The organism is Buttiauxella sp. BIGb0552 (assembly GCF_004366275.1).
Classification (GTDB): Bacteria; Pseudomonadota; Gammaproteobacteria; order Enterobacterales; family Enterobacteriaceae; genus Buttiauxella; species Buttiauxella gaviniae.
Map to the genome: position 1 here is coordinate 671,252 of NZ_SODY01000002.1, position 14,682 is coordinate 685,933.

Here is a 14,682-nt window from a genome sequence, read left to right on the forward strand (position 1 = left end):
CTCGCCTGTTAATCAGCAGCCTGATGCTATTAATGCTCAGTATTATTCTCGGATTGTGGAGTCTGGGGAGTGGCGTTTTGCCACTATCAGTCAACCAGGTGATTGACGCACTACTCGGCTCCGCACCACGCAATATCTCACTGGTCGTTGTTGAATGGCGTTTGCCACGCGTTGTCATGGCGCTGCTGATTGGTGCGGCGCTGGGCGTGAGTGGTGCCATCTTCCAGTCACTGATGCGCAACCCGCTCGGCAGCCCGGACGTGATGGGTTTTAATACCGGGGCGTGGAGTGGTGTTCTGATCGCCATGGTGCTGTTCGGCCAACATCAAACTGCGATTGCTACCTCCGCGATGGTTGGTGGCATTATTACTGCGCTGGTGGTCTGGCTGCTCGCGTGGCGAAACGGCATTGAAACTTTCCGTTTGATAATCATCGGTATTGGCGTGCGAGCCATGCTGGTGGCGTTCAATACCTGGCTATTGCTGCATGCCTCGCTTGAAACCGCTATTTCCGCAGGGCTGTGGAATGCGGGTTCCCTGAACGGTTTAACCTGGGGGAAATTATTCCCGGCAGCACCGTTAATGTTGCTGGCATTAGTGGCTGGGGCATTGTTAGTGCGGCGCATGCGTTTGCTGGAAATGGGCGATGACAGCGCCTGCGCGCTCGGTGTTTCCGTGGAGCGATCTCGCCTGCTGTTGATGCTAACGGGGGTTATCCTCACCGCCGCCGCAACGGCACTCGCCGGGCCGATTTCGTTTATCGCGCTGGTCGCACCACATATCGCCCGCCGTTTGAGCGGCACTTCACGCTGGGGTTTGCTGCAATCTGCATTATGCGGCGCAACGCTGTTGCTCGCAGCAGACCTGTGCGCCCAACATCTGTTTATGCCGTATCAATTACCGGTCGGCGTCGTCACCGTAAGTCTCGGCGGTATTTATCTTATTGCGTTGTTGATTCAGGAGTCCCGTAAGAAATGAGCCAGATTTCCACTCCATCGCGCCTGCATGGCGAAAAATTACGGCTTGGATATGGCAATCATGTGGTGGCCGATGGCCTGACCGTGGCCATTCCTGACGGGAAATTTACCGCGATTATCGGCCCCAACGGCTGCGGGAAATCCACGCTGCTGCGCACACTAAGCCGCCTGATGAAACCGATGCACGGCCAGGTGTGGCTCGACGGCAATGAAATCCACCGTTTTGCCACCAAAGAAGTGGCGCGACGTGTGGGTTTGCTGGCACAAAATTCCACAGCTCCGGGGGATATTAGTGTGGCGGAACTGGTGGCTCGCGGCCGTTACCCGCACCAGCCGATGTTTTCACGCTGGCGCGAAGAAGACAGCCAGGCGGTCGAGCGGGCATTAAAAGCGACAAACATTGAAGATTTGGCCGAGCAGCCGGTGGATACGCTTTCGGGCGGCCAGCGGCAACGAGCCTGGATTGCGATGGTGCTGGCGCAGGAAACCTCCATTTTGCTGCTTGATGAGCCCACCACCTGGCTTGATATCAGCCACCAGATTGATTTGCTGGAATTGCTGCGCGACCTCAACCAAAAACAAGGTTACACGCTTGCCGCCGTGCTGCACGATTTGAACCAGGCCTGCCGTTACGCCACGCATTTAATCGCCTTGCGGGACGGCAAGATTATCGCCGAAGGGGCACCGACCGAGATTGTCACCCCTGAACTTATCGAAGCGATTTACGGCCTGCGCTGCATGATTATTGAAGATCCGGTGGCGCATACGCCGCTGGTGGTGCCGCTCGGACGGGCGTGAAGTATCGGTGGATGTCGCTTACGCTAATCCCCCCTACAAAACCTACTCATCCGTAGGTCGGATTAGCGCAGCGACATCCGACATTCTTCAACAACTTCGGAAGACAAAAAATCGTGCCGCCGCATTTGTTTAATCTAACGCTAACACTCGCTGCAATACCGGCCCAATGTCCTCGAAAGCATAGGGGGAAATGATATCGACATGGGCGCAATCGAGGCGGAATACATCAAGCTCACCCACCCACGGAGCCCAGGTTTGCTGCGGGTCCATTCCTTCTGGCAACGTCCGTTCGGCAACAAACAATGTGGCTTTACCCGCAAACGGCACACTTTGCGCCGTGGTCAGCAGGCGCACCGCATCACCATAGTTCCCTTCGATAGCCTCGAACAAAGCACCTGAGGCTTGCCCCTGCTGTGCGGCGACAAAAACCTCACGTTCGCGGTTGATTTCATCAAGCACCGCCGGGTCGAGTTCGTTGGCACCTTTTTCAGCCCAGTTTTGCGTTTCCGGTGGCCAGGTATCTAACAGTCCTAAGAACGCCACCTTTTCACCCGCCGCTTCAAGACGCGCTGCAATACCTTGCGCGAGCGTACCGCCTAACGAATATCCCATCAGGTAATACGGGCCATGCGGCTGAAGTTCACGCAGGGTTTGCAGATGCGTTTCACAAACCTGCGCCAGGTTTTCAGCTTGCTGCATTGGGCCATTCGGGCGCGGGGACTGAATGCCGGTTATCGACCAGCGTGGGTCGAGATAGCGCTGCAACACGCTAAATTGCCAGGCAAAGCCAGACGCCGGGTGGAAGCAATAAAGCGTTGGTCCGGTGCTTTTACGCAGCGGCAGCACGGCTTCAAACCCTGCCCGATTCGCTTCTTCTTCGTCGCAATCATGCGCCAAAATTTCAGCAAGCTGGCCGACTGTCGACGCCACCATCACCTGCCCCACGGTTACCGGCCTTTCAAGCATGCGGCGAAGTTGAGCCGCGAGGCGCATCGCCAGTAGTGAATGGCCGCCGAGGGCAAAGAAATCGTCGTCTATGGAGTGAATTTCGCAGCCCAGCAAATGGGCAAAAGCGTCAGCAATGGTGATTTCTAAAGAAGATTCCGGTGCGCGCCCTGAGCTACGCTGGGCCAGTTGTGGCAACGGCAGCGCTTTTCTGTCCAGTTTGCCGTTCGCGCTCAATGGGAAATCATCAAGCTGAATAAGCGCGACCGGCACCATATGCGCCGGGAGCACGTCGCTCAATTGTTCAAGCAGAGTGTCGACTGGCAAAACCTCGCCTGAGGCCGAGACCAGATAGCCCACCAGTTGGCGGGCATCGCCACCGCTTGCGGCCTCTTTATTGAGCACGCAAGCATGCGTGACTGCCTGAACCACACCCGGCAGTGCCTGCAAAGCGCGGTCGATGTCGCCCAGTTCGATGCGCTGGCCACGAATTTTAAGTTGATCGTCACTGCGCCCAAGGTATTCCACCGCACCATTATCAAGCCAGCGAGCCACATCACCGGTGCGATACATTCGCTTGCCCGCAGCAAAAGGATCGGCAACAAAGCGACTGGCGGTAAGATCCGGGCGGGATAAATAGCCCTGTGCCAGTTGGATCCCGGTAAGGTAAAGATCACCAGCAACACCCGGTGGAACCGGGCGCATTGCCGAGTCCAGAATTCGCAGCCCGGTATTCCACACCGGCCAGCCAATTGGCACGCTGCTGCCAGAGACTTGCGCTAACTCGTCACCAAATGCCGGATACCAACTCACGTCAACGGCGGCTTCCGTTGGCCCATAAAGGTTATGCAGCGGCGCATGGGTGAGCTGCTCCCACTGGCGGCAAAGTTCGGTCGGCAGCGCTTCGCCGCTACAGAATACGCGTTTCAGACTGGCACATTTCTCCACCGCGTCGGCATCGTTTAAAGCAGCAACAAACGCCGCTAACATCGACGGCACAAAGTGCGTGGTCGTCACCCGGTAGCGGGAAAATAACTGCTGCAACGCTTCCGGATCACGGTGCGCTTCTGGTGGAGCCATCACCAGTTGAGCACCCACAATATACGGCCAGAAGAACTCCCAAACCGACACATCAAAACTGCATGGCGTTTTCTGCAAAACCACATCATCGCCATTTAACGGATAGTGGTTTTGCATCCACAACAGCCGGTTCACGATGGCCTGCTGCCCGACCATTACCCCTTTCGGGCGGCCGGTTGAGCCTGATGTGAAAATCACATAAGCGGTATGTTCCGGGCGTGAGAGATTGTGAGTCTGCGGCGGCGCAAGCGTTGCCAGCACGTTTTGATAGCAGAAAGTTTGCAGGCCGTTGACGCGCTCAAAACGTGGTAACTGATCTTCGGATGTCAGCAACAAACGCGGGGCGGCATCTTCAAGCATCATGTGTAACCGGTCATCGGGGTAACCGGTATCCAGCGGCAACCAAGCGGCGCCAGCTTCCACAATGGCCTGCAACGCCAGGGATAAAAATACTGAGCGTGGCAACGCGACTGCGACGACATCACCCGGTTTAACACCGCGAGTTATCAGCTCCCCCGCCAGTGCAGACACTTGTTCGCGCATCTCGCGATAGCTGAACTGATGGTTTTCATCGGCAAGTGCGGGGGCATCAGGTGTGCGCTCTGCTTGCTTCGCAATAAGCTCGCTTAACGTTGTCGCCGGGACTGGAGTTTGCGTGGCATTCACGCTTTCCAGCAGCGAGATTTCGGATTCATGCAACAACTGGGCATCGGCGCATCGTAATGCGGGATTGGCCGCAAACTGGCGCAACAAAAGTGGCAAGCGCGCAATATGCTGCTGCAAAGTTTGTGCATCATAACGTTCGGAGTTAGCCAGCATTTCAAGGGAGAAGTCGCCTTGTTCGCTGATGTACAGCGCAATTTCTAAATCACGTACCGGGCCGGAGGCCAGTTGATGTGTAATGCCTTCGATACCGTTGAAATCCAGACTGTAATCGAACATTTTCAGATTCAGCACCGGGCCGAATAATGGCTCTGAACTTGCGGCCTGCCCCAAATCACGCTGGATTTGCTCGGCATCGTAGCGCTGATAACGGCGCATACCTTTCAGCTCTTGAGCCAGGTTTGCCGCCAGATCCACGAGGGTGAAGCCGGGTTCGATACGCACACCAAACGGCAGCACATTCAGCACCGGGCCAGTGGCACAAAGTGCCGCGGAACCCATGCGGCGCATAAAGATAAAACCAGCGGAATACTCATTGCGGCCACTTAAACGCCCTAGCCACAACGCCACCAGCCCTAATGCCATATCAGCGGGCGTCAGGTTTTGCAGGCGGGAGTTTTCAACCAGACGCTGAAAATCTGCACGGCCAAAACTCAGCGACTGACGGATAAGTTGTGTGGTGGAACCATGGCTGGTGAGCGGTTGTGTTGAAAGCGTGGCGGGTGGCGGCAGTTGTTTGGCTTTCTCAGCCCAGAACGTCGCATCGCGTTTCCACGCGTCGCTTTCGCGGTATTTTTGGTACTCGGCAACCACGTCGCTAAATGGTGTAAATGGCGTGGGTTCAGGCGCTTGGTTTTGGCACAAGTCGCTATAAATATTGGCGATCCGGCGGGTAATGGCGGTGAAACTGAAGCCATCAACCACTAAATGGTGAAAACGTTGATACCAGAACCAGCGTGTGTCGCTGATACGCAGCAACTGGTGGTGGTAGAGCGGTTTGCCGCTGGAAATGCGCAAATCCTGCTCGAGATCGTTGCGCATAATATTTTGCGCCACGGCCACCGGGTCTGCATCGTTGCGCAAATCATGGCAATGCGTGGGGATAAATGAAGCATGCGGATCAAGCCACTGGCGTGCTTCGCCGTCCACTTCACTAAAGCGCATGCACAAAGTATCGGCCTCTTTCATTCCAGCCACGATAGCCTTGCACAGCAGAGCTTCGTTGAGGTCACCATTTAATTCTACGTAGTGGGCCACGCTCCACGCATTAGCCTGCGGCGAAAGTTGATCCGCCATCCAGATACCGGGTTGGGCCGCCACAAGCGGCAGAGTTTCAATTTGTTGTTCCAGTGCAGAAGACATCATTAATTCACTCACCGCTTACACCCTGTTTCGCAAAAGAAGTGGGTTGGAGATTGATCCAGTTGGCAAGCAGCCAGTGGTTACATTCATCATGTGATGCGGGTTCACAAACCACCTGCCAGCCATCGGGCAATGCACAATGTTCCGGCCATAAGCTGAACTGTTGCTGCGCATTTTCAAGGATGAAAAAACGGCTCTGCAATGAGTCGAAAGGGTTACTGAATTCCATAGTTAACTCCGCTCTTTAAGGCGCTTTCCAAAGCCAGGCGAGACCGTCCAAAAGACCGCCTCGCCAGCAAAGCGCATCGTGCCCACCATCAACCTGACGGTAGAAAACAGCTCGCTGTGTTTGTTGTAGTAAGGGGTAAATTCGTTGATTAACTTGATAAATGAGAGGTTCTCTGACCCCTGCCTCAAGATAGATACGCAGCGGTTTTCCACACGCAAGCCCATCTTCCAGTTGCCGTATCAACTGCCCGCCTTGCTGGTTGTTTTCACGACGTGGCCACCAGTAAGAACCGGACTGACTGAGCACGCAGCCAAATTGTTCCGGCCAATGGAGAGCAGCATAAAGCGAAGAAAGCCCACCAAAGCTTTGGCCGGCGACGACCGTGGTTTGCGGGGTTTCATTCCAGCTGGTGAGCGAGCGTAATTGCGGCAATAGCTCTTCCTGCACCGCCAGCCAAAACTGCGCATTACAGGGCAGTTCATCACTGCGCGTTGAATTGTCGATGACATCAATAAGCACGTAAACCGCGGGAGGCAATACTCCGTCATCGGTTTGAGCCTGGAGCGCAGACCACACCGGCATGCTTTCGGCCCAGAATTGCCCGTCGAGCAAAATTGCCAACGGGCGCTGCTCTGGCTGGACGTCACCGGTTGCAAAAATCCAGACGTTACGTTGATTTTTCAGGCGCGAACTTGTCCAGGTTATGCAACGTGCTGCGGCATACAGCGTGTCGGGTTGAGCCCAGCCCTCTTGTTTCGGCGCATCAGGGAGATGGAGTGCTGACATTGGATGCCCTCGCCCACCGAGCCAGCTTTCAGAATTTAGCGGGTCGGCAATCGCAAGTGGCAGCAGTTTTCGCCAACCTTCACGCAGCGCCATCGGAACCGGAACCAGCCCTTCAAAAGCCTCTGGCGGGAAATCGTCTTCGCTGTTTGTTGGAATGAGGCAATAACTGCCGCGCCATGTAGCAGTTAGCTGCGTTTGCCACTGCCAGACATCAGTTCCGGCAATGCGTTCGAGCGTTTGCGGACGCGAGCGTTGGTGGTGATCCGTTACGCCCGTGATGTAAATCCAGACTCGCTTTGTCGGTGAGATTTGCTCGCAACCCTTAGGGTCACGCCATAAAAAAGTCACTTCACACAGACCATCATTTTCACAGGTAACGGCGGGTATCCCTTGCGCCTGTTTTTCCTGCCACCAGCTCTCACTTCCTGTCAGCAAATTCACCACTCGAACATAACCCCATGAAAGTATTGATAACGATCAATTAAGTTGAAATATATTGATAATACTATTGATAATTATTTGCATTTGCAATAGCGTATTTCCGCGCTTTGGGCTACCAGCTTACTGGTGCAAAAACAATTAATTGCCGGACTTGAACGCACGATTCCCTCATTTCGAGGCTGTTGCAGACAGTTTCGGTATCGCTTCGTAACATCCATGCTGCGCCCGATCCCTCTGGGAATGGAATGACACCGGGCCCAGCGGAAAAGCAGGCCGCCATAATGAATAAGAAAATTAACTATTCCCTCGCAATGCTAATCAATCTGGGAATCTACGGTGTTGCTGCACCTGTCTTTGCGGCAGAACAAGCGGCACCAGCAACGGCTCAGACCGCTGCTGCCAACAATGACGACACACAAAATCACGCTGATGAAGACACTCTGGTTGTTACCGCCGCCGCGCAAAATTTGCAGGCACCAGGCGTTTCAACCATCACCGCTGAAGAGCTGAAAAAACGCCCACCAGCGCGTGATATTTCTGAAATTGTCCGCACTATGCCAGGCGTTAACCTGACCGGTAACTCCACCAGTGGTCAACGTGGCAACAGCCGCCAGATTGATATTCGCGGTATGGGCCCGGAAAACACCCTGATTCTTATCGATGGCAAACCGGTCACCAGCCGCAACTCGGTACGACTTGGCTGGCGTGGCGAACGTGATACACGTGGTGATGCAAGCTGGGTACCACCTGAAATGGTCGAGCGTATAGAAGTCATTCGTGGCCCGGCCGCAGCGCGTTACGGTAACGGTGCGGCAGGTGGTGTAGTCAATATCATCACCAAAAAAGGCACCGGTGAATGGCATGGCTCCTGGAACACCTATCTGAATGCGCCAGAGCACAAAGATGAAGGTTCAACCAAGCGCACTAACTTCAGCCTGAACGGCCCGCTGGGCGGGGATTTCAGCTTCCGCCTGTACGGTAACCTGGATAAAACCCAGGCCGATGCGTGGGACATCAACCAGGGTCACCAGTCCGAACGTACCGGTATTTACTCTGATACTCTGCCCGCCGGGCGCGAAGGTGTGATTAACAAAGATATCAACGGCGTCGTGCGTTGGGACTTTGCCCCGATGCAATCTCTGGAACTGGAAGCGGGTTACAGCCGCCAGGGCAACCTCTATTCCGGCGATACCCAGAACACCAACACCAACCAGATTGTGAAAGATAACTACGGTGAAGAGACAAACCGCCTCTATCGCCAGAGCTATTCCATGACCTGGAACGGTGGTTGGGACACTGGCCTGACGACCAGCAACTGGGTGCAGTACGAACACACGCGTAACTCGCGTATGCAAGAAGGGCTGGCGGGGGGGACCGAAGGGATTTTCTCCAGCGATAAGTTCAGTGATATCGACCTGAGCGACGTGCTGCTGCACAGCGAAGTGAATATTCCGATCGATTTCGTGGTCAATCAAAACCTGACGCTGGGTACCGAATGGAACCAGCAAAAGATGAAAGATTTGTCGTCGAATGGGCAAACCTTTATGGGTGGCCCAATTCCTGGGTCGAACAGCACCAACCGTAGCCCATATTCTCAGGCAGAGATCTTCTCACTGTTTGCTGAAGACAATATGGAGCTGACCGACAGCACTATGTTGACTCCGGGTCTACGCTTTGATCATCACAGCATCGTGGGTAATAACTGGAGCCCATCTCTGAACCTGTCTCAAGGTTTGGGTGATGACTTCACCCTGAAAATGGGTATTGCTCAGGCGTATAAAGCACCGAGCCTGTATCAGACCAACCCGAACTACATCCTCTACAGCAAAGGCCAGGGTTGCTACGCAAGCGGCACCGGCGTGGGCTGTTACATGATGGGTAACGAAGACCTTAAAGCTGAAACCAGCATCAACAAAGAGATTGGTCTTGAGTTCAAACGTGACGGCTGGCTCGCTGGTGTCACGTGGTTCCGCAATGATTATAAAGACAAAATCGAAGCGGGTTACGCGCCAATCGGCCAGACTTCTTCAGGCAAAACCAAAACCGATATTTACCAGTGGGAAAATATTCCTAAGGCACTGGTAGAAGGGCTGGAAGGCACGTTAAACGTACCGGTTTCCAATACAGTGAACTGGACGAATAACATCACTTACATGCTGGAAAGTAAGAATAAAGAGACCGGCGAGCGCCTGTCCGTTATTCCGGAATATACGGTAAACTCTACCCTGAGCTGGCAAATTCGCCAGGACATCTCTGTGCAATCGACCTTTACGTGGTACGGCAAACAACAGCCGAAGAAGTACAACTACAAAGGTTTGCCTGCAACGGGAACAGAAACCAACGAAGTTAGCCCTTATAGCATTGTTGGCCTGAGTGGGACCTGGGACGCAACGAAGAATGTCAGCCTGACTACGGGTATCGACAATGTCTTCGATGAACGCCACTGGCGTGCGGGTAATGCCCAGACAACGGGTGGCGATGCCGGTTATATGTACGGTGCAGGTGCCGAAACATATAACGAGTCAGGACGTACTTACTATGTCAGTTTGAATACGCATTTCTGATAGACCTCCGCTTACGCCATGCAGTCCCTCTCCTTTTTGGAGAGGGAACTGCGATAACTGCCCTCATCCCAACCTTCTCCCCAGGGTAGAAGGAGAAAATATCTTATGAATACTCAGCTCACCCATTTCAGCCTCTGTGACGCGACGCAAACTATCGTGCGGGTGGATTTTGACGCTGTCACTTTTCAACCCGATGACCTGCTGTTACTTCCGCATCACAAGCGTCTTGAAAATGCTGTCAGGCAACGCAAAGCCGAGCATCTCGCTGGCCGGATTGCAGCCTGCGAAGCGCTGCGTCTTCATGGAATAAGCCATCATATTCCGGGCATTGGCCTGCACCGTGAACCTTGCTGGCCGCCAGGGTTTACCGGCAGCATGACTCACAGCGGCAATGTGGCGCTGGCAACAGTAATCGCTGACTCGGCGCAAATGCGTGTGGGAATTGGCATTGATTGTGCTGAAATTATTACGCCAGATGTCGCCGGGGAAATTTACCCTGGCATAATTGATAGCGCGGAAAGAGAAGTTCTGTGCTCGACCGCCCTCCCCTTTCATTACGCATTAACGCTGGCATTCTCTGCCAAAGAAAGTTTATTCAAAGCCTTGTTTCGCCACGTTGGGCGCTATTTTGATTTTTCAGCTGCATCCATAAGAAAAATAGATGACAAGCATCTTATTCTGACACTCAATCATTCACTCGGACCATTTAAAAAAGAAATAAAATTCAAAGTGATATGGGAAAGTCACGCTGCGCAATTAATAACGCTAATACAGTTATAAAAAGCATAAGATAAATCACTTGCGGCCTGGTAATAAGTGAATGTTATATTCGAAAGAACACAACACATCTACAACATCACTTATAACAAGGACTTCTTAATCTATGGAAAACTCGCTTTCTCTCGAATCATTCCTCACCTCTGTACAACAACGCGACCCAAACCAGCCTGAATTTGCTCAGGCCGTTCGCGAAGTCATGACCACTCTGTGGCCGTTCCTGGAGCAAAATCCGCAATACCGCCGTTTGGCTCTTTTAGAGCGCCTTGTTGAACCAGAACGTGTGATTCAATTCCGCGTCACTTGGGTTGATGACCAAAATCAGGTGCAAGTTAACCGCGCTTGGCGCGTGCAATTTAGCTCGGCGATTGGGCCATTCAAAGGTGGGATGCGTTTCCACCCGTCAGTGAACCTCTCAATTCTGAAATTCCTCGGCTTTGAACAAACCTTCAAAAATGCGCTGACCACACTGCCAATGGGCGGCGGTAAAGGCGGTAGCGATTTTAACCCGAAAGGCAAAAGCGAAGGCGAGATCATGCGTTTTTGCCAGGCACTGATGACGGAACTGTATCGCCATCTCGGGCCGGATACCGATGTTCCAGCAGGTGATATTGGCGTTGGAGGCCGTGAAGTTGGCTTTATGGCGGGGATGATGAAAAAACTCTCCAACAACACAGCCTGCGTGTTTACCGGCAAAGGCTTGTCGTTCGGCGGAAGCCTGATTCGCCCGGAAGCGACCGGTTACGGTCTGATCTACTTCACCGATGCGATGCTCAAACGTCATGGCCTGGGCTTTGAAGGAATGCGCGTTGCCGTTTCTGGTTCCGGTAACGTGGCGCAATACGCCATTGAAAAAGCATTATCACTGGGTGCGCGCGTGGTAACGGCGTCGGATTCCAACGGCACTGTCGTGGATGAAACGGGTTTCACTACCGAGAAGTTGGCGCGTCTGGCTGAGATCAAATCCAGCCGCGACGGGCGCGTAGCCGATTACGCGAAAGAGTTTGGCCTGCAATATCTCGAAGGGCAACAACCGTGGAGCGTACCGGTTGATATCGCGCTGCCGTGTGCCACACAAAACGAACTGGATACCGAAGCCGCACGTGCGCTTATCGCCAATGGCGTGAAAGCCGTGGCAGAAGGCGCGAATATGCCAACCACCATCGAAGCGACCAATCTGTTCCTCGATGCGGGCGTGTTGTTCGCACCGGGCAAAGCGGCAAACGCAGGCGGCGTGGCCACTTCAGGTCTGGAGATGGCGCAAAACGCCGCTCGTATGGGATGGAAGGCCGAAAAAGTTGATGTTCGCCTGCATCACATCATGCTGGATATTCACGAAGCCTGTGTGAATTACGGTGGCGAAGATAAGCAAACGCATTATGTTCGCGGCGCGAATATTGCGGGCTTTGTAAAAGTGGCCGATGCGATGTTAGGGCAAGGCGTTTTATAAGACGCCTTTAGAAAAATCTGACAATACCCTAAATAATTCGAGTTGCAGCAAGGCGGTAAAATAGCTTATCCCCAGTCACTTACTAAAGTAAGTGACTGGGGAGCTAACACAGCTGCAATTTGAAGTATGACGGGTATTACGTTGCCGGAACGACCTTAATATCACCCATCCCAATCCCAATCTTGCGCGGTTCGTGGCCAAGAATATTGCCTTCATTAGATAACTGCGGCTGCGGCGGAATAATCTCCAGCAGATTACTGCGCTCTGGATTATCAAAATGCAGCGTCGTGGTACTTAACTCTTCGCCAAGCGTGAGTGTCTGCTGCTGGTTCCCGACTTTGACCGGCACCGGTTGACCGATATTCGGGCCAAACGCTTTAGCTGTTATTACCAGGTCAAATTTCTCGGGCAGCGGCTCGGCATATTCAATTTTCACTTCCGGTGCCAGATTCGCATTCGACCAACGTCCCCACTCTTCCGGACGAGAAATACCGGCATACTCTTTCACATTAAGTGGCGCACCCGGCACATTGAAAATAAAGCTATCTGCCTGGTAGCGGATGACGTTTTCATCCACTTTCAGTAACGCGACATTCTTTTTAAAGCGCGTTTTGTCGATATCCTGTTTGGTAAATTCAACCGCATGCTGTTCCTGCTGTTGTTCAATCAAACGCACTGACGGTTGGCCGCCAACTTGCCCCTGAGCCACGCACAGTCCGGTCGAAAGTGCCAGTTTAGGTTCCCATAAACGCGCCATTTTGAAGCAGCGATCGGCCCAAATGAACTTGTCATTTTCTTTAAAGTCAGCAAGTTGGTAGCGCAATGGTGCTGAATATTCGCTTTCAGGCAACGGCTCTATTTTTTTATCCAGAATGCGCAGCAATAAAGGCATTTTGAAATGCGCGCCTGAATAGCTAAAGGTATTTTTCTTCTGATCAATCTCATACTGGCTAATAGTTTTCGGGAAGTTCCACAGATCGATTACGTCCGGTTTCCACTCCATTACCTTTTCTTTGACGTTAAGAAATACCGATGCAATCGACTGCCCGGACAAACTACTGCGCCCTAAGCCAAGATAATTATCGCCGCCTAAAACATCTAATACCGTTGCACCGTTATCCAACGTGCTGCGTTTAACTGGCACCAGATCGGCCTGTGGTTTATCACCGCGAAGAATAAAGAACAGGTTATTTCTTTCGTGCTGATTGAGGTATTTATACGCGGTGTTATTCATTGCCAAATGGTCGGAACTTACGACAATGACGGTATTTTTAAAATACGGTGATGCTTTTATCTTTTCGATAAGTGCAGCGACATGTTCCTGGCTGCAAGCCACGGCGCTGAAGGATTGGTTTTCTTTGCCGTCAAAATTGTAGCTACGGCGCTTACAGGTTTTCGAGATAAAGCCGTCCGGGTGATGCGTGTCGACGGTCAGCGTAAACAGTGAGAAACGCTTATTCTTTTTCGACAACTCAACATACTTTTCATAGACCTCGTCCAGAACCGTATCGTCGTAGAAACCCCAGTTATTGCGGTATTCCGGGTCTGCGACCATGCTTTTCAGCTCCTGCGCGCCATACATATGGTCGAAGCCATGAGACTGTAAAAAAATGTCTTTGCCCGCAAAGCGTAAGTCTGCGCCCTGCATAAAGTAGTTTTCATATCCCGAGGCTTTCAGAATATCGCCAAGGCAGATATTTTTTGGGAAAAAACTCGACAATGAAGCTGATGAATTCCCCTCAAATGGTGCAAATAAAGGAATACCACATTGCGAGGCGACCATTCCGGCAATGGTGTAATCGGTGCCGGGTAATTGCACCGTATGGCTGAAATCTATTGCTTCATCTTTAAGCCCGGTTAATTCCGGTGCTAAATCAGGGAAGAACTCTGGCTGTAAATAAGTACGTTCCAGACTTTCACCGTAAATATAAACCAGGTTTAATTTAGGATCTTTAATGCTCCCCTGCGGGACTTTGTAATAAACATCAAAATCTGAGTTACCAGAACGAGTCTGTGATTTCACCAATTCTGCGACCTGGCGAAATGCTGGCGAGGCATCGACCGAACCCATCGCTAACGCAAGCGCCAACAGGCTGTAGCCAAAATGGTGAGGGTAGTTTTTACGGCGGCGTAAAATCCAGGTCAAACCGCTGAAAACGGCCACCAGCGCAACAAACACCCCGACACCTGGCAAGATATACTTCCCGATCCCTGCCCCAGTCAGACTGCTAGTAAGGGTGTAAAGCACTGCATCGTTGATCCCATCGCCGGTGAAGTAGTTACTGGCAACAAAGGTCACGTTCAGGACAATATAGAATCCTAAAATCAGAAGGATAGCGCTAAACCACCAGGCGTTACGACCTGCTTTTACGGCGTATACGGCAATAGCTGCGACAAACAACACAATTGAAAGCATTTCCGACAACGCCTGACCCTCGAAATAGATGCGCACAATGGCACAAAGCTGTACTCAGAGATTAGTGAGCGCTAAATCTAACGTTGTTGTCACAGTCCTGCAATTTCCCTGACATGAAAATGTGCTCTATTTCGGAATTGTACCTGCTGTAAATATGGGTATTGCATTGTTCGATAGTAAATAGCTATCAGAACC

Annotated in this window: 9 protein-coding genes; 5 read left to right on the forward strand and 4 right to left on the reverse strand. The window is 52.4% G+C overall.

Annotation, left to right across the window (positions count from 1 at the left end):
• Nucleotides 1-23 precede the first annotated feature (23 nt).
• Both fepG and fepC read left to right on the forward strand, forming a co-directional pair.
• Nucleotides 24-977, forward strand: a complete 954-nt coding sequence (gene fepG / locus EDF88_RS07910; RefSeq protein ID WP_243839603.1) for an iron-enterobactin ABC transporter permease — start codon at nucleotides 24-26, stop codon at nucleotides 975-977.
• Nucleotides 974-1,774 (forward strand): iron-enterobactin ABC transporter ATP-binding protein, encoded by an 801-nt coding sequence (gene fepC, locus EDF88_RS07915; protein ID WP_134183933.1) that lies wholly within the window; start codon nucleotides 974-976, stop codon nucleotides 1,772-1,774. Before fepG ends, fepC begins: the two co-directional genes overlap by 4 nt.
• 129 nt (nucleotides 1,775-1,903) lie before the next feature.
• Here the strand turns inward: fepC and EDF88_RS07920 are convergent, their stop codons facing one another.
• Genes EDF88_RS07920 through fes form a run of 3 tightly spaced genes read right to left on the reverse strand, consistent with a single transcriptional unit; the run spans nucleotide 1,904 to nucleotide 7,280 of the window.
• Complete coding sequence (locus EDF88_RS07920) at nucleotides 1,904-5,824, reverse strand: enterobactin synthase subunit F (protein ID WP_166671964.1); 3,921 nt, start codon at nucleotides 5,822-5,824, stop codon at nucleotides 1,904-1,906.
• 7 nt (nucleotides 5,825-5,831) lie between these two features.
• Nucleotides 5,832-6,053 carry an MbtH family NRPS accessory protein gene (locus tag EDF88_RS07925; protein ID WP_134183935.1) on the reverse strand — a complete coding sequence of 74 codons (222 nt, stop codon included), beginning with the start codon at nucleotides 6,051-6,053 and terminating at the stop codon, nucleotides 5,832-5,834.
• Between the two features lie 15 nt (nucleotides 6,054-6,068).
• Nucleotides 6,069-7,280, reverse strand: coding sequence for an enterochelin esterase (gene fes / locus EDF88_RS07930; protein ID WP_134184199.1), 1,212 nt, complete (start codon nucleotides 7,278-7,280; stop codon nucleotides 6,069-6,071).
• Nucleotides 7,281-7,561: 281 nt separating this feature from the next.
• On the opposite strand from fes, the gene EDF88_RS07935 reads away from it, so the two are divergent.
• From EDF88_RS07935 to gdhA, 3 genes are all read left to right on the forward strand, one after another.
• Complete coding sequence (locus EDF88_RS07935; protein ID WP_134183937.1) at nucleotides 7,562-9,844, forward strand: TonB-dependent siderophore receptor; 2,283 nt, start codon at nucleotides 7,562-7,564, stop codon at nucleotides 9,842-9,844.
• A 105-nt stretch (nucleotides 9,845-9,949) separates the two neighbouring features.
• Nucleotides 9,950-10,624, forward strand: a complete 675-nt coding sequence (gene entD / locus EDF88_RS07940; RefSeq protein WP_134183939.1) for an enterobactin synthase subunit EntD — start codon at nucleotides 9,950-9,952, stop codon at nucleotides 10,622-10,624.
• A gap of 103 nt (nucleotides 10,625-10,727) precedes the next feature.
• On the forward strand, nucleotides 10,728-12,071 hold the full coding sequence (gene gdhA / locus EDF88_RS07945) for an NADP-specific glutamate dehydrogenase (protein WP_134183941.1): 1,344 nt from the start codon (nucleotides 10,728-10,730) through the stop codon (nucleotides 12,069-12,071).
• Between the two features lie 136 nt (nucleotides 12,072-12,207).
• Here gdhA and opgB read toward each other — a convergent pair whose 3' ends face one another.
• Nucleotides 12,208-14,496, reverse strand: coding sequence for a phosphatidylglycerol--membrane-oligosaccharide glycerophosphotransferase (gene opgB, locus EDF88_RS07950; RefSeq protein ID WP_134183943.1), 2,289 nt, complete (start codon nucleotides 14,494-14,496; stop codon nucleotides 12,208-12,210).
• Between the last annotated feature and the right edge of the window lie 186 nt (nucleotides 14,497-14,682).